Genomic DNA, 21935 nt, shown 5'->3' with positions numbered 1-21935 from the left:
TGTAACCCATAAGGTAGCCAGGGTTAATATGAATTATTAGAGGTGTCTATGAGTCACTCTTCAATCCCGGAGAAGACTAACAGTTCAGTCATTAGCGACTGGCGTCCCGAAGATCCTGAATTCTGGCAGCAGCGCGGTCATCGCGTCGCCAGCCGCAATCTGTGGATCTCCGTCCCGTGTCTTTTGCTGGCATTCTGCGTCTGGATGTTGTTCAGCGCCGTTGCCGTCAACCTGAATAAAGTCGGCTTTCAGTTTACCACCGACCAGTTGTTTATGCTGACCGCGCTCCCGGCGCTCTCCGGCGCGCTGCTGCGCGTGCCTTACGCGTTTATGGTGCCGCTGTTCGGCGGACGTCGCTGGACCGCGTTCAGTACCGGGATCATGATCGTGCCCTGCGTCTGGTTAGGCTTCGCGGTACAGGATACCTCTACGCCCTTCAGCGTTTTCGTGATTATTTCTCTGCTCTGCGGTTTTGCGGGGGCGAACTTTGCTTCCAGTATGGCTAACATCAGCTTCTTCTTTCCGAAACAGAAGCAGGGCGGCGCGCTGGGCATCAACGGCGGCCTCGGGAACATGGGCGTCAGCGTAATGCAGCTGGTTGCCCCTCTGGTGATTTCGCTGTCGATCTTCGCCGTCTTTGGTGGTACCGGCAGCGAGCAGCCGGACGGCTCCATGCTGTATCTGGAAAACGCGGCGTGGATCTGGGTGCCGTTCCTGATTATCTTCACCCTGGCGGCGTGGTTCTTTATGAACGATCTGTCGGCGTCGAAGGCGTCGCTGAGCGAGCAGCTACCGGTACTGAAGCGCGCCCATCTGTGGATTATGGCGCTGCTCTATCTTGCCACCTTCGGCTCGTTTATCGGCTTCTCGGCGGGCTTCGCCATGCTGTCGAAGACCCAGTTTCCGGATGTGCAGATTCTGCATTACGCGTTCTTCGGGCCGTTTATCGGCGCCCTGGCGCGCTCGACCGGCGGGGCGATCTCCGACCGCCTCGGCGGGACTCGCGTGACGCTGGTGAACTTCGTGGTTATGGCTATCTTCTGCGGCCTGCTGTTCCTGACGCTGCCGACCCACGGCGAGGGCGGCAACTTTATTGCCTTCTTCGCGGTATTTATGGTGCTGTTCCTGACCGCCGGTCTGGGCAGCGCGTCTACCTTCCAGATGATCTCGGTTATCTTCCGCAAAATGACCATGGATCGCGTTAAGGCGCAGGGCGGCAGCGAAGCGCAGGCCATGCGTGAAGCGGCGACCGATACGGCGGCGGCGCTGGGCTTTATTTCGGCGATTGGCGCGATTGGCGGCTTCTTTATTCCAAAAGCGTTTGGTATTTCGCTGGATTTAACCGGCTCACCGGCCGGCGCTATGAAGGTCTTCCTGGTGTTCTATATCGCCTGCGTGGTGATTACCTGGGCAGTCTACGGACGCAAGCAGAAATAATATTTCTTTCTGAGTTTCTGCAAAGGGCGCAACGGTATTTGCGCCCTTTTTAGCGTTTATTTTTTAGTTACAACATACTAATGGTATAGGGTAATTTTAAAAGCCCCCTGAAGTCACAGAAAAAATGACTTCAGGGGTATCTACCCCTTAATACCATGGCGGATCGCTAATCCTTATTTTCTGCAGGCTTTTATGAAAAATATCTTTGTTAATCAATAAAATAAAAAATAGAAATAAATACTACTTTGGTGGTAATTACTGTGTTAACCCGTTTTTATAAGCCATATCGTCTTGATCGTTATCAATTCTCTCCCTCTTTCATAGCGTTACCTTCGCTGCAAATCCAGCAATGTCGATTTATCAGAGAGCCGTCAGGCTCCACACAGGAGAGACCCGATGAGTAAATTCCTGGACCGGTTTCGCTACTTCAAACAGAAGGGTGAAACCTTTGCCGATGGGCACGGCCAGCTTCTAAAAACCAACCGGGACTGGGAGGATGGATACCGTCAACGTTGGCAGCACGATAAAGTTGTGCGCTCCACCCACGGTGTCAACTGCACCGGTTCGTGCAGCTGGAAGATTTATGTCAAAAATGGCCTGGTTACCTGGGAAACCCAGCAGACCGACTATCCGCGCACCCGTCCGGATATGCCAAACCACGAGCCTCGCGGCTGCCCGCGCGGTGCCAGCTACTCCTGGTATCTTTACAGCGCCAACCGCCTGAAGTATCCGCTGATGCGCAAACGCCTGATGAAAATGTGGCGTGAAGCGAAAGTTCAGCACAGCGATCCGGTGGATGCCTGGGCCTCTATTATTGAAGACGCCGACAAAGCGAAAAGCTTTAAGCAGGCGCGCGGCCGCGGCGGTTTCGTGCGTTCGTCCTGGCAGGAAGTGAACGAGCTGATTGCCGCCTCTAACGTCTACACCGTCAAAACCTACGGCCCGGACCGCGTGGCGGGCTTCTCGCCTATTCCGGCGATGTCGATGGTCTCCTATGCCTCCGGCGCGCGCTATCTGTCGCTGATCGGCGGCACCTGCCTGAGCTTCTACGACTGGTACTGCGACCTGCCGCCTGCGTCACCGCAGACCTGGGGCGAGCAGACCGACGTGCCGGAATCTGCCGACTGGTATAACTCCAGCTATATTATCGCCTGGGGTTCCAACGTTCCGCAGACCCGTACCCCGGATGCCCACTTCTTTACCGAAGTGCGCTACAAAGGTACCAAAACCGTTGCCATCACCCCTGACTACGCCGAAATCGCCAAGCTCTGCGATCTGTGGCTGGCGCCGAAGCAGGGTACCGATGCGGCGATGGCGCTGGCGATGGGCCACGTCATGCTGCGCGAGTTCCATCTCGACAAACCGAGCCAGTATTTCACCGATTACGTGCGCCGCTACACCGACATGCCGATGCTGGTGATGCTTGAAGAGCGCGACGGCTATTACGCGGCGGGCCGCATGCTGCGCGCGGCTGACCTGGTGGATGCATTAGGTCAGGAAACGAACCCGGAATGGAAAACCGTCGCTTTTGATGAGAAGGGCGAAATCACCGTACCGAACGGCTCTATCGGCTTCCGCTGGGGCGACAAAGGCAAGTGGAACCTGGAACAGCGCGACGGCAAAACCGGCGAAGACGTTGAGCTGCGCCTGAGCCTGCTGGGCGGCCACGACGATATCGCCAACGTCGGCTTCCCGTATTTTGGCGGCGAAGGCACCGAGCACTTTAATAAAGTCGAGCTGGAAAACGTGCTGCTGCACAAACTGCCGGTCAAACGCCTGCAGAAGGCCGATGGCTCTAGCGTGCTGGTCACCACCGTCTACGACCTGACCATGGCGAACTACGGTCTGGATCGCGGTCTTGGCGATGAAAACTGCGCCAGCAGCTACGATGACGTCAAAGCGTATACCCCAGCGTGGGCGGAGAAAATCACCGGCGTTTCCCGGGCGCACATTATCCGTACCGCGCGGGAGTTTGCCGATAACGCCGATAAGACCCACGGCCGTTCGATGATTATCGTCGGCGCCGGTCTGAACCACTGGTTCCACCTCGATATGAACTATCGCGGTCTTATCAATATGCTGATCTTCTGCGGCTGCGTCGGTCAGAGCGGCGGCGGCTGGGCGCACTATGTCGGCCAGGAAAAACTGCGTCCGCAGACCGGATGGCAGCCGCTGGCGTTTGCTCTCGACTGGCAGCGTCCGGCGCGTCATATGAACAGCACGTCGTACTTCTATAACCACTCCAGCCAGTGGCGCTACGAAACCGTGACCGCGCAGGAGCTGCTGTCGCCGTTAGCGGATAAATCCCGCTACAGCGGCCACCTGATTGACTTCAACGTGCGCGCTGAACGTATGGGCTGGCTGCCGTCGGCGCCGCAGCTGGGCACCAACCCGCTGCGCATCGCGGAAGAGGCGAAGAAAGCGGGCATGACGCCGGTCGATTACACCGTCAAATCCCTGAAAGAGGGTTCCATTCGCTTTGCCGCAGAGCAGCCGGAAAACGGTAAAAACCATCCGCGCAACCTGTTTATCTGGCGTTCTAACCTGCTGGGCTCCTCCGGTAAGGGCCACGAGTACATGCTGAAGTACCTGCTGGGTACGGAAAACGGTATTCAGGGCAAAGATCTCGGTAAGCAGGGCGGCGTGAAGCCGGAAGAAGTGGAGTGGAAAGACAACGGTCTCGACGGCAAGCTGGATCTGGTGGTGACACTCGATTTCCGTCTGTCGAGCACCTGCCTCTATTCCGACATCGTGCTGCCGACCGCCACCTGGTATGAAAAAGACGACATGAATACCTCGGATATGCATCCGTTTATTCATCCGCTATCAGCCGCCGTCGACCCGGCCTGGGAATCGAAAAGCGACTGGGATATCTACAAAGATATCGCGAAGAAATTCTCTGAAGTCTGCGTGGGGCACCTCGGCAAAGAGACCGACGTGGTGACGCTGCCTATCCAGCACGACTCCGCCGCCGAACTGGCGCAGCCGCTGGACGTTAAGGACTGGAAAAAAGGCGAATGTGACCTGATTCCTGGGAAAACCGCGCCGCATATTCTGACCGTCGAGCGCGATTATCCGGCGACATACGAACGCTTCACTTCTATCGGCCCGCTGATGGAGAAAATCGGCAACGGCGGTAAAGGCATCGCCTGGAATACCCAGAGCGAAATGGATCTGCTGCGCAAGCTCAACTACACCAAAGCGGACGGCCCGGCGAAAGGCCAGCCGATGCTTAACACCGCGATTGATGCGGCAGAGATGATCCTGACCCTGGCACCGGAGACCAACGGCCACGTGGCGGTGAAAGCCTGGGCGGCGCTCAGCGAATTTACCGGTCGCGACCATACGCACCTGGCGACGAATAAAGAAGAGGAAAAAATCCGCTTCCGCGATATTCAGGCCCAGCCGCGCAAAATTATCTCCAGCCCGACCTGGTCCGGACTCGAAGATGAGCACGTTTCCTATAACGCCGGCTATACCAACGTTCACGAACTGATCCCGTGGCGTACGCTTTCCGGCCGCCAGCAGCTGTATCAGGATCACCAGTGGATGCGCGATTTCGGCGAAAGCCTGCTGGTCTATCGTCCGCCAATTGATACCCGTTCGGTGAAAACGGTGATGGGGGCGAAATCCAACGGCAACCCGGAGAAGGCGTTGAACTTCCTGACGCCGCACCAGAAGTGGGGTATCCACTCCACCTACAGCGACAACCTGCTGATGCTGACGCTGTCGCGCGGCGGGCCGATTGTGTGGATGAGCGAAGCGGACGCCAAAGATCTGGGGATTGAGGATAACGACTGGATCGAGGTGTTCAACAGCAACGGCGCGCTGACCGCCCGCGCGGTGGTCAGCCAGCGCGTGCCGGCCGGGATGACCATGATGTACCACGCCCAGGAGCGTATCGTAAACCTGCCGGGTTCCGAGATCACCGAGCAGCGCGGCGGGATCCACAACTCCGTGACCCGTATTACTCCGAAGCCGACCCATATGATCGGCGGCTATGCCCAGCTGGCCTACGGCTTTAACTACTACGGCACGGTAGGGTCTAACCGCGATGAGTTCGTGGTGGTACGTAAGATGAAGAATATTAACTGGTTAGATGGCGAAGGTAACGACCAGGTACAGGAGAGCGTAAAATGAAAATTCGTTCACAAGTCGGCATGGTGCTGAATCTCGATAAGTGCATCGGCTGTCATACCTGCTCGGTCACCTGTAAAAACGTCTGGACCAGCCGCGAGGGTATGGAGTACGCGTGGTTCAACAACGTTGAAAGTAAGCCGGGCGTCGGTTTCCCGAACGACTGGGAGAATCAGGAGAAGTGGAAGGGCGGCTGGATCCGTAAGATCAACGGCAAGCTACAGCCGCGCATGGGCAACCGCGCGATGCTGCTCGGTAAAATCTTTGCTAACCCGCATCTGCCGGGCATCGACGACTACTACGAGCCGTTTGACTACGACTACCAGAACCTGCACAACGCGCCGGAAAGCAAACACCAGCCGATCGCCCGCCCGCGCTCGCTGATCACCGGCCAGCGGATGGATAAAATCACCAGCGGTCCAAACTGGGAAGAAATTCTGGGCGGCGAGTTCGAGAAACGCGCCAAAGACCAGAACTTTGAGAACATGCAGAAGGCGATGTACGGCCAGTTCGAAAACACCTTCATGATGTATCTGCCGCGCCTGTGCGAGCACTGCCTGAACCCGGCGTGCGTGGCGACCTGCCCGAGCGGCGCCATCTACAAACGTGAAGAAGACGGCATCGTACTGATCGACCAGGACAAGTGCCGCGGCTGGCGTATGTGCATCACCGGCTGTCCGTACAAGAAAATCTACTTCAACTGGAAGAGCGGGAAATCGGAGAAGTGCATCTTCTGCTACCCGCGTATCGAATCCGGGATGCCGACCGTTTGCTCGGAAACCTGCGTGGGGCGTATTCGCTACCTCGGCGTGCTGCTGTACGACGCGGACGCCATTGAAAATGCCGCCAGCACGGAGAATGAGAAAGACCTGTATCAGCGTCAGCTGGACGTGTTCCTCAACCCGAACGACCCGAAAGTGATTGAGCAAGCGCTGAAAGACGGCGTGCCGCAGGGCGTTATCGACGCTGCCCAGCAGTCGCCGGTGTACAAAATGGCGATGGACTGGAAGCTGGCGCTGCCGCTGCATCCGGAATATCGCACCTTACCGATGGTCTGGTATGTGCCGCCGCTGTCGCCGATTCAGTCGGCCGCCGACGCGGGGGAACTGGGCAGCAACGGTATTCTGCCGGACGTGGAAAGCCTGCGTATCCCGGTTCAGTATCTGGCCAACCTGCTGACCGCGGGCGATACCCAGCCGGTGCTGCTGGCGCTGAAACGCATGCTGGCGATGCGCCACTTCAAACGCGCGGAAACCGTCGACGGCGTACTGGATACCCGGGCGCTGGAAGAGGTAGGCCTCACTGAAGCCCAGGCGCAGGAGATGTATCGCTATCTGGCTATCGCTAACTACGAAGACCGTTTCGTGGTGCCGAGCAGCCACCGCGAGCAGGCCCGCGACGCCTTCCCGGAGAAAAACGGTTGCGGCTTTACCTTCGGCGACGGCTGCCACGGTTCTGACAGCCAGTTCAATCTGTTTAACAGCCGCCGTATCGATGCTATCGACGTCACCAGCAAAACGGAGCCGCACCCATGATTGAACTCGTCATTGTGTCGCGCCTTCTCGAGTACCCTGACGCTGCCTTATGGCAGCATCAGCAGGAGCTGTTTGACGCTATCGCCGCTTCGGAAAAGCTCGCGCCGGAGGATGCCCATAAGCTGAGCGTTTTCCTGCGTGACCTGACCGCTCAGGATGTGCTGGACGCGCAGTCTCGCTATAGCGAACTGTTCGATCGCGGCCGCGCGACCTCGCTGCTGCTGTTTGAGCACGTGCACGGCGAATCCCGCGATCGCGGCCAGGCAATGGTTGACCTGATGGCGCAGTATGAGCGCCACGGTCTGCAGCTGGATAGCCGCGAATTGCCGGATCATCTCCCGCTGTACCTGGAGTATCTGGCGCAGCTGCCGGAAGCGGAAGCGCTCGGCGGATTGCAGGACGTCGCGCCGATTCTCGGCCTGCTCAGCGCTCGCCTGCAGCAGCGCGAGAGCGGCTACGCGGCGCTGTTTGAGCTGCTGCTCAAGCTGGCTAACGCGCAGGTCGATAGCCAGAAAGTGGCGGAAAAAATCGCCGATGAAGCCCGCGACGATACGCCGCAGGCGCTGGACGCCGTCTGGGAAGAAGAACAGGTGAAATTCTTTGCCGATCAGGGCTGCGGCGAGTCGGAGATCTCCGCTCACCAGCGTCGTTTTGCCGGAGCCGTTGCCCCGCAATATTTGAATATCTCTAACGGAGGACAGCAATAATGCACTTCCTGAATATGTTCTTCTTTGACATCTATCCGTATATCGCCGGTACGGTGTTCCTGGTGGGAAGCTGGCTGCGTTATGACTACGGGCAGTATACCTGGCGTGCGGCCTCCAGCCAGATGCTGGACCGTAAAGGGATGAATCTGGCTTCGAACCTGTTTCATATCGGGATTCTGGGGATCTTTGCCGGTCACTTTCTCGGTATGCTGACGCCGCACTGGATGTACGAATCCTTCCTGCCGGTCGACGTGAAGCAGAAGATGGCGATGATTGCGGGCGGCGCCTGCGGCGTGATGACGCTGGTGGGCGGTCTGCTGCTGCTGAAACGTCGTCTGCTGAGCCCGCGCGTGCGCGCCACCACCACCGGAGCGGATATTCTGATCCTCTCCCTGCTGATGGTGCAGTGCGCCCTGGGCCTGCTGACTATTCCGTTCTCCGCTCAGCATATGGACGGTAGCGAAATGATGAAGCTGGTCGGCTGGGCGCAGTCGGTGGTGACCTTCCACGGCGGAGCATCTTCGCACCTGGACGGCGTGGCGTTTATTTTCCGCGTGCACCTGGTGCTGGGGATGACGCTGTTTGTACTGTTCCCGTTCTCCCGTCTGGTGCATATCTGGAGCGCGCCGGTGGAGTACCTGACGCGCAAATACCAGATTGTTCGCGCCCGTCGCTAATTCTATTTCGAGTAAAGCTAAACCCTGCTGCGGCAGGGTTTTTCATTTGTGCGGTCTGCTCCCGGCGGCGCTACGCTTGGCCGGGCTACAGACTGCATGCCCTTGTAGCCCGGCCAAGCGTAGCGCCGCCGGGGCACATATGGCAGAAATACAGAATCAGTTCTGGAGAAATAAAAGAGCTAACTAAGACGGTTTTGATAATTTGATTTTGCTGAGGTACTGCAGGGAAGTGATGGTGGTGGGGGAAGGATTACTCGGCGCGTTGCGCCTCGCCCTTCGGGTCGTTGCCTGCGGCAACGCTTTCTCGCTCCGCTCGAATCGAACCTTAGTCGAAGCTTCTCATCCTTCCCTGCATCGGAAGAATATAAGGCAATGTACCTATATGAGAGTCGGTGTGTTCTGGAAGTGATGGTGGTGGGGGAAGGATTCGAACCTTCGAAGTCGATGACGGCAGATTTACAGTCTGCTCCCTTTGGCCGCTCGGGAACCCCACCAGGGGTAATTCAAATTTTGAGGTCAAGCTGAGAGATGGTGGTGGGGGAAGGATTCGAACCTTCGAAGTCGATGACGGCAGATTTACAGTCTGCTCCCTTTGGCCGCTCGGGAACCCCACCACGGGGTAATGCTATTTACTGGCCTGCTTCCTGCTGGAAGCGGGGCGCATCATATCAAATGAGACGCCCCTGTAAAGCATTCCTTTAGGGAAATGAAGCTGTTTGCCTGCTTTTTATCCGTAAAGGTGCAAAGCTAATCAATTCATTTCCCTGAGATTAAAGAATAATCGTCCGGTTACCGTAAACAAATACCCGCTGAGCAAGAACCTGATACAGCGCACGGCTCAGAACGTTTTTTTCGACGTCGCGGCCAGCGCGCATCATATCTTCCGCGGTGTAGGTATGATCGACGTGAATGACGTCCTGCATAATGATTGGGCCTTCATCCAGATTATCGTTCACGTAGTGTGCGGTGGCGCCAATAATCTTCACCCCGCGGTCATAGGCCTGGTGATACGGACGCGCGCCGATAAAAGCCGGCAGGAATGAGTGATGAATATTAATAATTTTATTCGGGAAACGAGAGACAAACTCTGGGGTCAACACCCGCATGTATTTCGCCAGCACAACGTAATCCGGCTCAAGGGCGGCGATCGCGTCGCCCATCTGTTTATCATGCTCTTCGCGAGTTAAACCCTCATGGCTCACCAGCTGGAAGGGGATATCAAACCGTTCAACCAGCGAGCGCAGCGTTTCGTGATTGCCGATGACGGCGGCGATTTCTACGTCCAGGCCGCCGTAGTTAGCTTTCATCAGCAGATCGCCGAGGCAGTGCGCCTCTTTGGTGACCAGAATGACGACCCTGCGGCGCCCTGCTGGATTGAGTTCACGAATTGAACCTTCCGGCAGCGCGCTGTCGAGGTCTGCCAGCAGGATTGAATCATTGAAAATACCCTCGAGCTCGGTGCGCATAAAGAAGCGGCCGGTTCGGTGGTCAACAAACTCATTGTTCTGCACGATATTCAGTTCGTGCTTGTAGCAGATATTAGTGATACGCGCGATGAGGCCTTTCTGATCAGGGCAAATAGTGCGCAGTACTTTACGTTGTTGTGAATGCATCGCGGGGAAAATCCTGTAGTGTTTGCTATTTCTGCTGCTGGTTTACTGACCGCAGCATTTTTTAAATTTTTTACCTGAACCGCAAGGGCAGGGATCGTTACGACCGATTAGCGGTCGCGTGCCGTCAATATAATACCACTGTCCGTTTTCTTTTAAGAATCGGGATCGTTCAATAATGGCTCCGGAGCGGTTATCGTCAGCGTAACGAGCGATAAAGCTGACAAAGCCTTCATCCGGGTTCTTGCCCGTCTCGGCGGCAAAGACGGTGAGACCCTGCCACTGTGTGCGGGTAAAACCGTTTTCCAGGTCTGCGCGAAACTGCTGCGCTTGACAGGAGGGGTGCCAGGTTTTAATCAGATAGTCGGCGTCTTTCATAACAAACGCGCTATAGCGGGAGCGCATCAGCTGTGACGGATCTGGCGCCAGCTGCGCGCCAGCCAGATAAGGCTGACAACATGAGCTATACTCCAGAGCGCTGCCACAGGGGCATAATGGCGACAAAACGGCCTCCACAGGAAAAAGAAAGACGGCGCTACGCCGCCAAAGCGCATTATGTTAACTGAGGTATGGCGATGATGCCATGCCCGGAGTGGAAGGATATGTTTCGGTACTCATGAGAAAGCTTAAAATTGGCCTGGCGTTAGGGGCTGGCGCCGCTCGCGGCTGGTCGCATATCGGTGTGATTAATGCCTTACGGCGGACGGGTATCGACGTCGATGTTATCGCAGGGTGCTCCATTGGCTCGCTGGTCGGAGCGGCGTACGCCTGCAATCGGCTTCCGGCCCTGGAGAAATGGGTATGCTCCTTTAGCAACTGGGACGTACTGAAGTTAATGGATCTCTCCTGGCAACGGGGTGGCCTGCTGCGGGGCGAGCGCGTGTTTAGTCAATACCGCAAACTCATGCCCGTCAGCGAGATCGAGCGCTGCGAACGTCCTTTCGCGGCGGTCACAACGAATTTAAGCACCGGTCGTGAACTGTGGTTTACGGAAGGGGATCTGCATCTGGCGATCCGTGCGTCCTGCAGTATGCCCGGTTTGATGGCGCCGGTGATGCATAATGGCTACTGGCTGGTGGATGGCGCGGTGGTTAACCCCGTGCCGGTGTCTCTGGCTCGCGCCATGGGCGCGGATATCGTCATTGCCGTTGATTTGCAGCACGATGCGCATCTGATGCAGCAGGATTTGCTGTCAATGGAGGTGCCTCGTCCGGAGAGCGAGGAAGATTTTTCGTGGCATTCACGGCTGCGCACGCGCCTGGCGCGTATGACGTCACGTCGGGCGACGAGGGCGCCAACGGCGATGGAAATCATGTCGACGTCAATTCAGGTTCTGGAAAATCGCCTCAAGCGAAATCGTATGGCGGGCGACCCGCCTGATATCCTGATTCAGCCCTTTTGCCCACAAATCTCCACGCTTGATTTCCACCGGGCCGGCGAAGCTATCGCCGCCGGACATCTGGCAGTGGAAAAGAAAATGGATGAACTATTACCTTTAGTGCGTACCCCCGTGGAGCGCATTTGATGCATACTTAAGTAAATTCTGACAGGCGGTAGCGTGAATATCATGCCACTATTAAATTATCGTCAGTCAGGGGAGAGATCATGACGCAGCCATTGGCGGGAAAACAGATTCTGATAGTTGAAGACGAACCCGTTTTCCGCTCTCTTATGCACACCTGGTTAGCTTCACTTGGTGCGACCATCGTACAGGCGGAAGATGGTATAGATGCACTGCAAAAAATGGCGGAGTCAAAACCTGATTTGATGATTTGCGATATCTCCATGCCGCGAATGAACGGACTGCAGCTGGTAGAACATGTACGTAACCAGGGCGAGCAGTTGCCGATTCTGATGATTTCAGCGACGGAAAACATGGCGGACATCGCCAAAGCGTTGCGCCTGGGCGTTCAGGATATCCTGCTCAAACCGGTTAAAGATTTCGATCGCCTGCGAGAAACCGTGTATGCCTGCCTCTATCCCAATATGTTTAATTCGCGTGTCGAAGAAGAAGAGCGCCTGTTTGAGGACTGGGATGCGCTGGTAAGCGATCCTAGCGCGGCGTCGAGGCTGCTTCAGGAGCTCCAGCCGCCGGTGCAGCAGGAGATGTCGCGTTGCCGTATTCACTATCGCCAGCTTGTCTCTGTCGATAAGCCAGGGCTCGTGCTCGATATTGCGCCGCTATCAGAAAACGATCTGGCGTTTTATTGTCTGGATGTCACACGAGCAGGTGATAATGGCGTTCTGGCGGCCCTATTGCTGCGCGCGCTGTTTAATGGGTTACTGCAGGAGCAGCTCGCTCATCAGGGGCAGCGTTTGCCGGAGATGGGCAGTCTGCTAAAACAGGTTAACCAATTGCTGCGGCAGGCAAACTTACCCGGGCAATTCCCATTATTGGTAGGGTATTACCACAGCGGTTTGAAAAATTTAATTTTAGTCTCCGCGGGTTTGAATGGCACCTTGAATACGGGAGAACATCAAATTCAGATTAGTAATGGCGTTCCGTTAGGCACTTTAGGTAATGCATACCTCAACCAAATTAGTCAACGCTGCGCATCATGGCAGTGCCAAATTTGGGGGGCTGGCGGACGTTTACGCCTGATGTTGACCACGGAGTGAACAATCGTGCTTATTTTTAGGCTCGTGGGATTACCACGCGATCTTTTGTGGTGGTACTATCGCCGGGTTTAATGCGTAAAATTCCTAATTCGAAGATATCTAATCCTTTTCGGAACAGCTTTGACTGAGCAGGCTGATATACTCGATACCATATTATTAACGAGAAGTTTAAAAAACGAACAGTCCAGGAGATTTCAATGGCTGCGCTTAATTCAAAAGTAAGAAAAGCTGTCATCCCGGTTGCGGGATTAGGCACCAGGATGTTGCCCGCTACTAAGGCTATTCCGAAAGAAATGCTGCCGCTGGTAGATAAGCCATTAATTCAATATGTTGTTAACGAATGTATTGCCGCCGGGATTACTGAAATTGTTCTGGTTACGCACTCTTCGAAAAACTCGATTGAAAACCATTTCGATACCAGTTTTGAACTGGAAGCGATGCTGGAAAAACGCGTAAAACGCCAGCTGCTGGAAGAAGTCCAATCTATTTGTCCGCCGCACGTGACTATTATGCAGGTCCGTCAGGGGCTGGCTAAAGGTCTGGGCCACGCTGTGCTGTGCGCGCACCCGGTAGTGGGTGATGAGCCGGTCGCGGTTATTTTACCGGACGTTATCCTTGATGAATATGAATCCGATCTGTCTCGCGACAACCTGGCCGAAATGATCGCTCGTTTCGATGAGACCGGCGCAAGCCAGATCATGGTTGAACCGGTTGCTGACGTTACCGCATACGGCGTTGTCGATTGCAAAGGCCTGGCCCTGCAGCCGGGTGAGAGCGTACCGATGGTTGGTGTCGTCGAGAAACCGAAAGCGGACGTAGCGCCTTCTAATCTGGCGGTTGTCGGTCGTTACGTGCTGAGCGCGGATATTTGGCCACTGCTGGCGAAAACCCCTCCGGGAGCCGGCGATGAGATTCAGCTGACCGACGCCATCGATATGCTGATCGAAAAAGAAACGGTAGAAGCCTATCATATGAAAGGCAAGAGCCACGATTGCGGTAATAAGCTGGGTTATATGCAGGCTTTTGTTGAATATGGCGTACGCCACAAGTCCCTGGGCGCTGAATTTAAAGCCTGGCTGGATAAAGCCGTAGCGAAGTAATCGTACGCGGTAGAATGCGAAACCGGGAGCGAGATTCGTTTCCCGGTTTTTTTATGCCCGCCCGGAACCGGTCCCGAATAACGGATAAAAAAAATCCCGCCGCAGCGGGATTTTTAAACGGACACGATAGCTTATTACAGCAGGAAATCGTCCAGAGATTTACCTTGCTCATCCATCGCTTTCTTGATCACTGCCGGAGTACGACCCTGACCAGTCCAGGTTTTAGTTTCGCCATTTTCGTCAACGTAGCTGTATTTAGCCGGACGTGCAGCGCGCTTGGTTTTAGTTCCCGCTTTAACTGCCGCCATGGTGCTCAGCAGTTCATTAGGATCAATACCGTCAGCGATCAGCATTTCACGGTATTGCTGCAGTTTACGAGTGCGTTCTTCAATTTCCGCAGCCGCAGCGCTTTCTTCTTCACGACGTTCGTTAACGACAACTTCTAATTTTTCCAGCATTTCTTCGAGCGTTTCAAGGGTGCATTCTCTTGCCTGCGCACGAAGAGTACGGATGTTGTTCAAAATTTTAAGTGCTTCGCTCATTGTAGTAATCTCAAACTTATATTGTGGGGTGGTTTGTTGGACTAATAATAGAGCGATAAATTCAGATGTGCAATAGGGGAGAATGTAAGGAAGTCAAAATAACTTGTTATTTGTCTCGGGAATTAATTCATTTAACTTAAATTTTATGTGCGGGTTCACATCTTTTTCGCTTATAGGATGATGGAGAGGATAAGCTAAAACCCTGAGATAGTATGCTTTTTCCGATGCGCGGTGGGAAAAATTATACTTTGCATGGATAAATATCATTGTGGGTATTAGCGCAGCAGCGACGATGATGTTTAATATAAAACACTTGTCCAGGGTGGTTATAGCTATCCGAAAAATGGCAGATAAGCACAAAAGGGCAATAGTGGCGCCTGCGTGGCCGCCTGGGTCGTACGAATAGCAGGCATTACCATTCAATTAACAGGCTTAATCTTTCAGGTCTCCGCCGAGTGAGCGTTCCCGACAATACCCACACGGCGAGGGCTGATAGCGCGTGAATATATGATACAATTTTACTGCTAAAAAACACATTGATTGGGGTTACGCGGCCGATGGCACAACTTTATTTCTACTATTCAGCAATGAATGCAGGCAAGTCCACCGCTCTGTTGCAGTCATCATACAATTACCAGGAGCGAGGGATGCGCACGGTGGTTTATACGGCAGAGATTGATGACCGCTTTGGTTCCGGGAAAGTGAGTTCAAGGATCGGTCTCTCATCGCCGGCGCGGTTGTATAATACCCAAACTGCCTTATTTGCCGACATTGCAGACGAACATAAGCGTCAACCCATCCACTGCGTATTAGTTGATGAGAGCCAGTTCTTAACGCGGGAACAGGTGCGCGAGCTGTCTGAGGTGGTGGACCAGCTCGATATTCCCGTATTGTGCTATGGATTGCGGACAGATTTTCGCGGCGAACTATTTACGGGCAGTCAATATTTGCTCGCGTGGTCCGATAAGCTGGTTGAATTAAAAACTATCTGTTTCTGCGGCCGTAAGGCGAGTATGGTTTTGCGTCTCGATCAGGAAGGGCGGCCGTACAATGAGGGGGAACAGGTGGTGATTGGCGGTAATGAGCGCTATGTATCCGTATGCCGTAAACATTATAAAGAGGCGCTGAGCGAAGGCTCTCTGACCGCTGTGCAGAACAAACAGCGCAGCTGCTAATACCCACCCTTTAAATCGTCTCAGGCGCTTTTACAGCGCCTTTTTTCATTTGCTAAGCCTTTGGCCCTTGATGATACGTTTCGGCTGTCTGAGGCGTTTTGTCGGCTGCTGAACGACAGAGACAAAAAGCCCCATCAAAAGATGGGGCTCAGCGTCACTGACTTTACGGCTGTGGAATTAAGCGGATTTTTTCGCTTTCTTCTCAGCTTTAGCCGGCGCGGCTTCTTTTTTCTCTTCCACGCCGCCTTCAACGTAATTACGTCCGTAGAAGGTATCCAGCAGAATCTGCTTCAGCTCGGCGATCAGCGGGTAGCGCGGGTTAGCGCCGGTGCACTGGTCGTCAAATGCGTCTTCAGACAGCTTGTCAACATGGGCCAGGAAGTCGGCTTCCTGCACGCCAGCTTCGCGGATAGACTTAGGAATACCCAGCTCAGCTTTGATTTCGTCCAACCAGCCAAGCAGTTTTTCGATTTTCGCTGCGGTGCGGTCACCCGGTGCAGTCAGACCCAGATGGTCCGCGATTTCAGCGTAGCGACGACGTGCCTGCGGGCGGTCGTACTGGCTGAATGCTGTCTGTTTAGTCGGGTTGTCGTTCGCGTTATAGCGAATAACGTTGCTGATCAGCAGGGCGTTCGCCAGACCGTGAGGAATGTGGAACTGAGAGCCCAGCTTGTGCGCCATTGAGTGACATACCCCGAGGAAGGCGTTCGCAAACGCGATACCGGCGATGGTCGCAGCACTGTGCACACGCTCACGCGCTACCGGGTTCTTAGAACCTTCGTGGTAGGACGCTGGCAGGTTTTCTTTCAGCAGTTTCAGAGCCTGCAGCGCCTGGCCGTCAGAGAACTCGGAAGCCAGTACGGAAACGTAAGCTTCCAGGGCATGAGTCACCGCATCCAGACCACCGAAAGCACACAGTGACTTCGGCATTTCCATGACCAGGTTGGCATCAACAATCGCCATATCCGGAGTCAGGGCATAGTCTGCCAGCGGGTATTTCTGACCGGTTGCGTCATCAGTAACAACGGCGAACGGCGTAACTTCAGAACCGGTACCGGAAGTCGTGGTGATGGCGACCATCTTGGCTTTCACGCCCATTTTCGGGAACTTGTAGATACGTTTACGGATATCCATAAAGCGCAGCGCCAGTTCTTCGAAGTGGGTTTCCGGGTGCTCGTACATAACCCACATGATTTTCGCCGCATCCATCGGGGAACCGCCGCCCAGCGCGATAATCACGTCTGGTTTGAAGGAGTTCGCCAGCTCAGCGCCTTTACGGACGATGGTCAGCGTCGGGTCAGCTTCTACTTCAAAGAAAACTTCAGTTTCAACGCCAGCCGCTTTCAGCACAGAGGTGATCTGGTCAGCATAGCCGTTGTTGAACAGGAAGCGGTCGGTCACGATCAGCGCGCGTTTGTGACCATCAGTAATCACTTCATCCAGCGCGATTGGCAGTGAGCCACGACGGAAGTAGATAGATTTCGGAAGTTTGTGCCACAACATGTTTTCAGCTCGCTTAGCAACGGTTTTCTTGTTGATCAGGTGCTTAGGACCAACGTTTTCAGAGATGGAGTTACCACCCCATGAACCACAACCCAGAGTCAGGGAAGGTGCGAGTTTGAAGTTATACAGGTCACCGATACCACCCTGAGAAGCAGGGGTGTTGATCAGGATACGTGCGGTTTTCATCAGCTGACCGAAGTAAGCAACGCGTTCTGGCTGGTTGTCCTGGTCGGTATACAGGCAAGAGGTATGACCGATACCGCCCATTGCCACCAGTTTTTCAGCTTTATCAACCGCGTCTTCGAAGTTCTTCGCACGGTACATTGCCAGCGTCGGAGACAGTTTTTCGTGGGCAAACGGTTCGCTTTCATCAACGTCGGTGACTTCACCAATCAGAATTTTGGTGGAAACAGGGACGGTGAAGCCAGCCAGTTCAGCGATTTTATACGCCGGTTGACCTACGATCGCGGCGTTCAGGGCGCCGTTTTTCAGGATGATATTCTGAACAGCCTTCAGCTCCTGGCCCTGCAGCAGATAGCCGCCGTGGCTGGAGAAACGTTCGCGAACGGCATCGTATACGGAATCCACAACCACAACGGATTGCTCAGAAGCACAGATAACGCCGTTATCGAAGGTTTTAGACATCAGGACGGAAGCAACGGCACGCTTGATATCAGCCGTTTCGTCGATAACAACAGGCGTGTTACCTGCGCCTACGCCGATGGCAGGTTTACCGGAGCTGTACGCCGCTTTAACCATGCCCGGACCGCCGGTCGCAAGGATCAGGTTGATATCCGGATGGTGCATCAGCGCATTTGACAGTTCAACGGAAGGCTGGTCAATCCAACCAATCAGATCTTTCGGCGCACCGGCTGCGATAGCTGCCTGCAGTACGATATCAGCCGCTTTGTTGGTCGCATCTTTAGCACGCGGATGCGGAGAGAAGATGATGGCGTTACGGGTCTTCAGGCTAATCAGAGATTTAAAGATAGCGGTTGAAGTTGGGTTAGTGGTCGGGACGATACCGCAGATAATACCAATCGGCTCAGCGATGGTGATGGTACCGAAGGTGTCATCTTCAGACAGGACACCGCAGGTCTTTTCATCTTTATAGGCGTTATAAATGTATTCGGAAGCAAAGTGGTTTTTGATCACTTTATCTTCGACGATGCCCATGCCGGATTCGGCAACGGCCATCTTGGCGAGAGGGATTCGAGCATCTGCAGCGGCCAGAGCGGCGGCGCGGAAGATTTTGTCTACTTGTTCTTGAGTGAAACTGGCATATTCACGCTGGGCTTTTTTTACGCGCTCGACGAGTGCGTTAAGTTCAGCGACATTAGTAACAGCCATAATGCTCTCCTGATAATGTTAAACTTTTTTAGTGAATCAGTAGCTCGATTCGACAGTATAGACAGTGTGTTAACGGCTTGCATTTAAATGTTAACGTAAAGAATTTTGTGCTTCTGACTTCACCGATTGACTAAAAAAGCTTTTGTTTTTTCTTTCAGGTACCGCTGCTTTGCCTCCTCTTCTGTGTGTAAACAAGGTTACTCACTTCTGAGTACAATTTATGTGATCTAAATCAATAATCAGCCAAGCTGATACCTTTCAGCAGTTCATTTTTTGACCTGTTTGATCAAGTGTAATGATACGGTATGCTAATTAAGGACTTAAATAGCATTGCAGAAACAAATAACTAACATCCGAGCTTAAATTATGCACTTATGCGTCAACAGGGATGAATTATGCTTTCAAACAGCGTATCTTCTCGCGGATATTTTATGCTGGTAACTGTCAACAGCCATTTTTAATGATGCTGCGGAGCACCCTGTGATTCAATCATTGTTTGATTTTTCAGCCTACTTTAAATTTTTCATTGGGCTATTTGCGCTGGTAAACCCGGTTGGCATTATCCCGGTTTTTATCAGTATGACCAGCTACCAGACGGCGGCGGTGCGTAATAAAACCAATCTGACAGCCAACCTGTCGGTCGCCATCATCTTGCTCACGTCGCTGTTTTTAGGCGATGCGATCCTCCAGATCTTCGGTATTTCCATTGACTCCTTCCGTATTGCGGGTGGGATTCTGGTGGTCACCATCGCCATGTCGATGATCAGCGGCAAGCTCGGCGAGGATAAACAGAACAAGCAAGAAAAATCAGAAACGGCCATTCGTGAAAGTATCGGCGTCGTGCCGCTGGCGCTGCCCCTGATGGCGGGACCCGGGGCCATCAGTTCAACCATTGTCTGGGGCACGCGTTACCATAGCATCGCCCATTTTGTGGGATTTTCAGTTGCGATTGCGCTTTTCGCGCTGTGCTGCTGGGGCATTTTCCGTATGGCCCCCTGGCTGGTTCGCCTGCTTGGGCAAACAGGCATTAACGTGATTACCCGTATTATGGGGCTGTTGCTGATGGCTCTCGGCATCGAGTTCATCGTTACCGGAATAAAGGCGCTCTTTCCTGGCCTTGTGAATTAACCTGTGTTGCCGCGCGGAACAACGTGTTCCGCGTTTGCGCATTATCAGCAAAACATATCAAAAAAAGTGATTTATCGACCTGCAATACTATTTTCTAATGTTTTGATATTGTTATTTATTATCAATAAGTTATCCATTTCATTTGCCACGAGCGCGGCCTTTTACCCACATTAATCACTGTTATTTTCCTCACACCATTCTCTGGTGCTTGCCGTCTGATAATCGAAATGATATTAGTAATTTCACTCATGAAGCAGATGAATGTGCTAAATAATAAGCGATTGTTAATTTTTCGTACAAAAAAGCATCTATTCGGCGATGCAGGGCACATAGCGCGAGACATTTATACTAATTGATTGATAAATAGAATATTAATCATTTTTGGCATGCGCGAGGGGTGATAAATCTTCGCCGCCAGAAGGCCACAAAAGAGAATCCGGTAACATATTTGCAAATTGCATTGGCGGACAATAAAGCGTTTTGGTACTTTCCGGCGTGATCTTTAGCGGAATATGTACGCAAATGAGAATTTTTATTATATAGCCCATCGGGACTAGATCGCCCCCGGACAGGGGGGCAAGAATCGACGTCAAGACTGCCGTTTGAGCGGTCGTAATAAATAAGTCGGTGATAGCAAGCAGTACTCTCTGACAGCAGCATAAACTCCTGCACTGTTCAGAATCCAGAAAAGAGAAAACAGGCTGGTTAAATAGCCAGTAATTATAATGATTGGAGTAACAAACACATGACCATCATCACGAAAAAAAGCCTGGTTGCCGCAGGAGTCCTCTCTGCGTTAATGACCATCAACGCCGCCGTTGCGGCAGATGTACCGGCAGGGGTACAGCTGGCGGACAAACAAACGCTGGTACGTAACAATGGCTCCGAAGTGCAGTCTCTCGATCCGCACAAAATTGAAGGCGTGCCGGAGTCCAATATTAACCGCGATTTGTTTGAAGGGCTGCTGGTGAGCGACCTCGACGGCCATCCGGTCGCGGGCGTTGCGGAAAAATGGGACAACAAAGATTTTAAAGTCTGGACCTTCCATCTGCGTAAAGATGCAAAGTGGTCCGACGGCACGCCGGTCACGGCACAAGATTTCGTTTATAGCTGGCAGCGTCTGGCGGATCCGAAAACCGCGTCTCCTTATGCAAGCTATCTGCAGTATGGCCATTTAGCCAACGTTGATGACATTATCGCCGGGAAAAAACCCGCGACCGATCTGGGCGTAAAAGCGCTGGACGATCATACCTTTGAAGTGACCCTCAGCGAGCCGGTGCCGTATTTCTACAAACTGCTCGTTCACCCATCCGTTTCACCCGTACCTAAATCCGCTATTGAGAAATTTGGTGACAAATGGACCCAGCCGGCCAATATCGTCAGCAATGGTGCGTATAAATTAAAAGATTGGGTTGTTAACGAACGCATTGTTCTGGAGCGTAATACCAACTACTGGGATAACGCCAAAACCGTGATTAATCAGGTCACCTTCCTGCCGATTTCTTCTGAAGTCACCGACGTCAACCGCTACCGCAGCGGCGAAATCGATATGACCTATAACAACATGCCGATCGAACTGTTCCAGAAACTGAAAAAAGAGATCCCGAAAGAAGTTCACGTCGATCCGTATCTGTGCACTTATTATTACGAAATCAATAACCAGAAGGCGCCGTTTACCGACGTTCGCGTGCGTACTGCGCTGAAGATGGCGCTGGATCGCGACATTATTGTCAATAAAGTGAAGAATCAGGGCGACCTGCCAGCCTACAGCTATACGCCGCCGTACACCGATGGCATGAAGCTGATTGAGCCTGAATGGTTCAAGTGGTCGCAGGAAAAACGTAATGAAGAAGCGAAAAAATTGCTGACCGAAGCTGGCTATAGCGCTGATAAGCCGCTTACTTTCAATCTGCTCTATAACACGTCCGATCTGCACAAAAAACTGGCTATCGCGGTGGCGTCTATCTGGAAGAAAAACCTCGGCGTAAACGTGAAGCTGGAAAATCAGGAATGGAAAACCTTCCTCGATAATCGCCATCAGGGCACCTTTGATGTTGCGCGCGCCGGCTGGTGTGCGGACTACAACGAACCGACCTCCTTCCTTAATACGATGCTGAGCGACAGCTCAAACAATACCTCGCATTATAAGAGCCCGGCTTTCGACAAGATTATCGCTGAAACGCTGAAAACCAGCGATGACGCGAAACGCGCGGACCTTTACGCGCAATCTGAGCAGCAGCTGGATAAAGACTCCGTCATCGTACCGGTCTTCTATTATGTCAACGCCCGTTTGGTTAAACCGTGGGTCGGTGGCTATACCGGCAAAGATCCGCTGGATAATACGTATACAAGAAATATGTACATTGTGAAGCACTAATGGCAATACGTGGGGCAGGCGTTACCGCTTGCCTCACA

Annotated in this window: 15 protein-coding genes, 2 tRNA genes and 1 other RNA gene; 11 read left to right on the top strand and 7 right to left on the bottom strand. The window is 53.3% G+C overall.

The window, feature by feature from the left end; genetic code table 11:
- The first annotated feature begins 48 nt into the window (after positions 1-48).
- The 5 genes from ACESQ2_RS11395 (at position 49) to narI (ending at position 8493) form a co-directional block, all read left to right on the top strand.
- The gene (locus ACESQ2_RS11395; protein ID WP_004851854.1) at positions 49-1437 is read left to right on the top strand and encodes a NarK family nitrate/nitrite MFS transporter; all 1389 of its coding nucleotides are present in this window, start codon (positions 49-51) and stop codon (positions 1435-1437) included.
- 396 nt (positions 1438-1833) lie between these two features.
- Positions 1834-5577 carry a nitrate reductase subunit alpha gene (locus ACESQ2_RS11390; RefSeq protein ID WP_014229745.1) on the top strand — a complete coding sequence of 1248 codons (3744 nt, stop codon included), beginning with the start codon at positions 1834-1836 and terminating at the stop codon, positions 5575-5577.
- Entirely contained in the window at positions 5574-7109 is a 1536-nt protein-coding gene (gene narH / locus ACESQ2_RS11385; RefSeq protein ID WP_014838755.1) for a nitrate reductase subunit beta, read from the top strand. Before ACESQ2_RS11390 ends, narH begins: the two co-directional genes overlap by 4 nt.
- Positions 7106-7816, top strand: coding sequence for a nitrate reductase molybdenum cofactor assembly chaperone (gene narJ / locus ACESQ2_RS11380; protein WP_014229743.1), 711 nt, complete (start codon positions 7106-7108; stop codon positions 7814-7816). The genes narH and narJ overlap by 4 nt, the downstream gene beginning before the upstream one ends.
- Positions 7816-8493 carry a respiratory nitrate reductase subunit gamma gene (narI, locus tag ACESQ2_RS11375; protein ID WP_014229742.1) on the top strand — a complete coding sequence of 226 codons (678 nt, stop codon included), beginning with the start codon at positions 7816-7818 and terminating at the stop codon, positions 8491-8493. Before narJ ends, narI begins: the two co-directional genes overlap by 1 nt.
- A gap of 233 nt (positions 8494-8726) precedes the next feature.
- Here narI and ACESQ2_RS11370 read toward each other — a convergent pair.
- The 5 genes from ACESQ2_RS11370 to ACESQ2_RS11350 all read right to left on the bottom strand — a co-directional run bounded on the left by ACESQ2_RS11370 (position 8727) and on the right by ACESQ2_RS11350 (position 10607).
- A non-coding RNA gene (locus ACESQ2_RS11370) (RtT sRNA) lies at positions 8727-8857 on the bottom strand.
- Between the two features lie 45 nt (positions 8858-8902).
- Positions 8903-8987: transfer RNA gene (locus ACESQ2_RS11365), tRNA-Tyr, on the bottom strand.
- A gap of 35 nt (positions 8988-9022) precedes the next feature.
- A tRNA-Tyr gene (locus tag ACESQ2_RS11360) sits at positions 9023-9107 on the bottom strand.
- 156 nt (positions 9108-9263) lie between these two features.
- The gene (gene purU, locus ACESQ2_RS11355) at positions 9264-10106 is read right to left on the bottom strand and encodes a formyltetrahydrofolate deformylase (RefSeq protein WP_004121732.1); all 843 of its coding nucleotides are present in this window, start codon (positions 10104-10106) and stop codon (positions 9264-9266) included.
- Positions 10107-10148: 42 nt separating this feature from the next.
- On the bottom strand, positions 10149-10607 hold the full coding sequence (locus ACESQ2_RS11350) for a YchJ family protein (RefSeq protein ID WP_014229741.1): 459 nt from the start codon (positions 10605-10607) through the stop codon (positions 10149-10151).
- 112 nt (positions 10608-10719) lie between these two features.
- Here ACESQ2_RS11350 and rssA point away from each other — a divergent pair, with 112 nt between their 5' ends.
- The 3 genes from rssA to galU all read left to right on the top strand — a co-directional run bounded on the left by rssA (position 10720) and on the right by galU (position 13822).
- Positions 10720-11628, top strand: a complete 909-nt coding sequence (rssA, locus tag ACESQ2_RS11345) for a patatin-like phospholipase RssA (RefSeq protein WP_025108236.1) — start codon at positions 10720-10722, stop codon at positions 11626-11628.
- Between the two features lie 80 nt (positions 11629-11708).
- A complete protein-coding gene (gene rssB, locus ACESQ2_RS11340; RefSeq protein WP_025108235.1) occupies positions 11709-12722 on the top strand; it encodes a two-component system response regulator RssB in 1014 nt (337 codons plus the stop codon).
- A 197-nt stretch (positions 12723-12919) separates the two neighbouring features.
- Positions 12920-13822 (top strand): UTP--glucose-1-phosphate uridylyltransferase GalU, encoded by a 903-nt coding sequence (galU, locus tag ACESQ2_RS11335; protein ID WP_004851836.1) that lies wholly within the window; start codon positions 12920-12922, stop codon positions 13820-13822.
- Positions 13823-13956: 134 nt separating this feature from the next.
- Here the strand turns inward: galU and hns are convergent, their stop codons facing one another.
- Entirely contained in the window at positions 13957-14364 is a 408-nt protein-coding gene (hns, locus tag ACESQ2_RS11330) for a histone-like nucleoid-structuring protein H-NS (protein WP_004121719.1), read from the bottom strand.
- 557 nt (positions 14365-14921) lie between these two features.
- On the opposite strand from hns, the gene tdk reads away from it, so the two are divergent.
- On the top strand, positions 14922-15539 hold the full coding sequence (gene tdk / locus ACESQ2_RS11325) for a thymidine kinase (protein ID WP_014229739.1): 618 nt from the start codon (positions 14922-14924) through the stop codon (positions 15537-15539).
- Between the two features lie 177 nt (positions 15540-15716).
- Here tdk and adhE read toward each other — a convergent pair whose 3' ends face one another.
- Positions 15717-18392, bottom strand: a complete 2676-nt coding sequence (adhE, locus tag ACESQ2_RS11320; RefSeq protein WP_004132197.1) for a bifunctional acetaldehyde-CoA/alcohol dehydrogenase — start codon at positions 18390-18392, stop codon at positions 15717-15719.
- Between the two features lie 480 nt (positions 18393-18872).
- Between adhE and ACESQ2_RS11315 the strand changes: the two genes are divergently transcribed.
- Positions 18873-19520 (top strand): YchE family NAAT transporter, encoded by a 648-nt coding sequence (locus ACESQ2_RS11315; RefSeq protein ID WP_004851832.1) that lies wholly within the window; start codon positions 18873-18875, stop codon positions 19518-19520.
- 745 nt (positions 19521-20265) lie between these two features.
- On the top strand, positions 20266-21897 hold the full coding sequence (oppA, locus tag ACESQ2_RS11310; RefSeq protein WP_025108232.1) for an oligopeptide ABC transporter substrate-binding protein OppA: 1632 nt from the start codon (positions 20266-20268) through the stop codon (positions 21895-21897).
- The last annotated feature ends 38 nt before the right edge of the window (positions 21898-21935 follow it).

The organism is Klebsiella sp. Q11 (assembly GCF_964241505.1).
In the GTDB taxonomy this organism is placed as follows: Bacteria; Pseudomonadota; Gammaproteobacteria; order Enterobacterales; family Enterobacteriaceae; genus Klebsiella; species Klebsiella michiganensis.
Note: the sequence above shows the minus strand (reverse complement) of the source record. Positions and strands in the feature narration are given on the sequence as shown.

Bases quoted from the DNA above. Each gene is read 5' to 3' on its own strand.
- hns (WP_004121719.1), bottom strand. From the start codon at position 14,364: ATGAGCGAAGCACTTAAAATTTTGAACAACATCCGTACTCTTCGTGCG.
- tdk (WP_014229739.1), top strand. From the start codon at position 14,922: ATGGCACAACTTTATTTCTACTATTCAGCAATGAATGCAGGCAAGTCC.
- oppA (WP_025108232.1), top strand. From the start codon at position 20,266: ATGACCATCATCACGAAAAAAAGCCTGGTTGCCGCAGGAGTCCTCTCT.
- ACESQ2_RS11390 (WP_014229745.1), top strand. From the start codon at position 1,834: ATGAGTAAATTCCTGGACCGGTTTCGCTACTTCAAACAGAAGGGTGAA.
- rssB (WP_025108235.1), top strand. From the start codon at position 11,709: ATGACGCAGCCATTGGCGGGAAAACAGATTCTGATAGTTGAAGACGAA.
- purU (WP_004121732.1), bottom strand. From the start codon at position 10,106: ATGCATTCACAACAACGTAAAGTACTGCGCACTATTTGCCCTGATCAG.
- adhE (WP_004132197.1), bottom strand. From the start codon at position 18,392: ATGGCTGTTACTAATGTCGCTGAACTTAACGCACTCGTCGAGCGCGTA.
- narJ (WP_014229743.1), top strand. From the start codon at position 7,106: ATGATTGAACTCGTCATTGTGTCGCGCCTTCTCGAGTACCCTGACGCT.
- narH (WP_014838755.1), top strand. From the start codon at position 5,574: ATGAAAATTCGTTCACAAGTCGGCATGGTGCTGAATCTCGATAAGTGC.
- galU (WP_004851836.1), top strand. From the start codon at position 12,920: ATGGCTGCGCTTAATTCAAAAGTAAGAAAAGCTGTCATCCCGGTTGCG.
- rssA (WP_025108236.1), top strand. From the start codon at position 10,720: ATGAGAAAGCTTAAAATTGGCCTGGCGTTAGGGGCTGGCGCCGCTCGC.
- ACESQ2_RS11395 (WP_004851854.1), top strand. From the start codon at position 49: ATGAGTCACTCTTCAATCCCGGAGAAGACTAACAGTTCAGTCATTAGC.
- narI (WP_014229742.1), top strand. From the start codon at position 7,816: ATGCACTTCCTGAATATGTTCTTCTTTGACATCTATCCGTATATCGCC.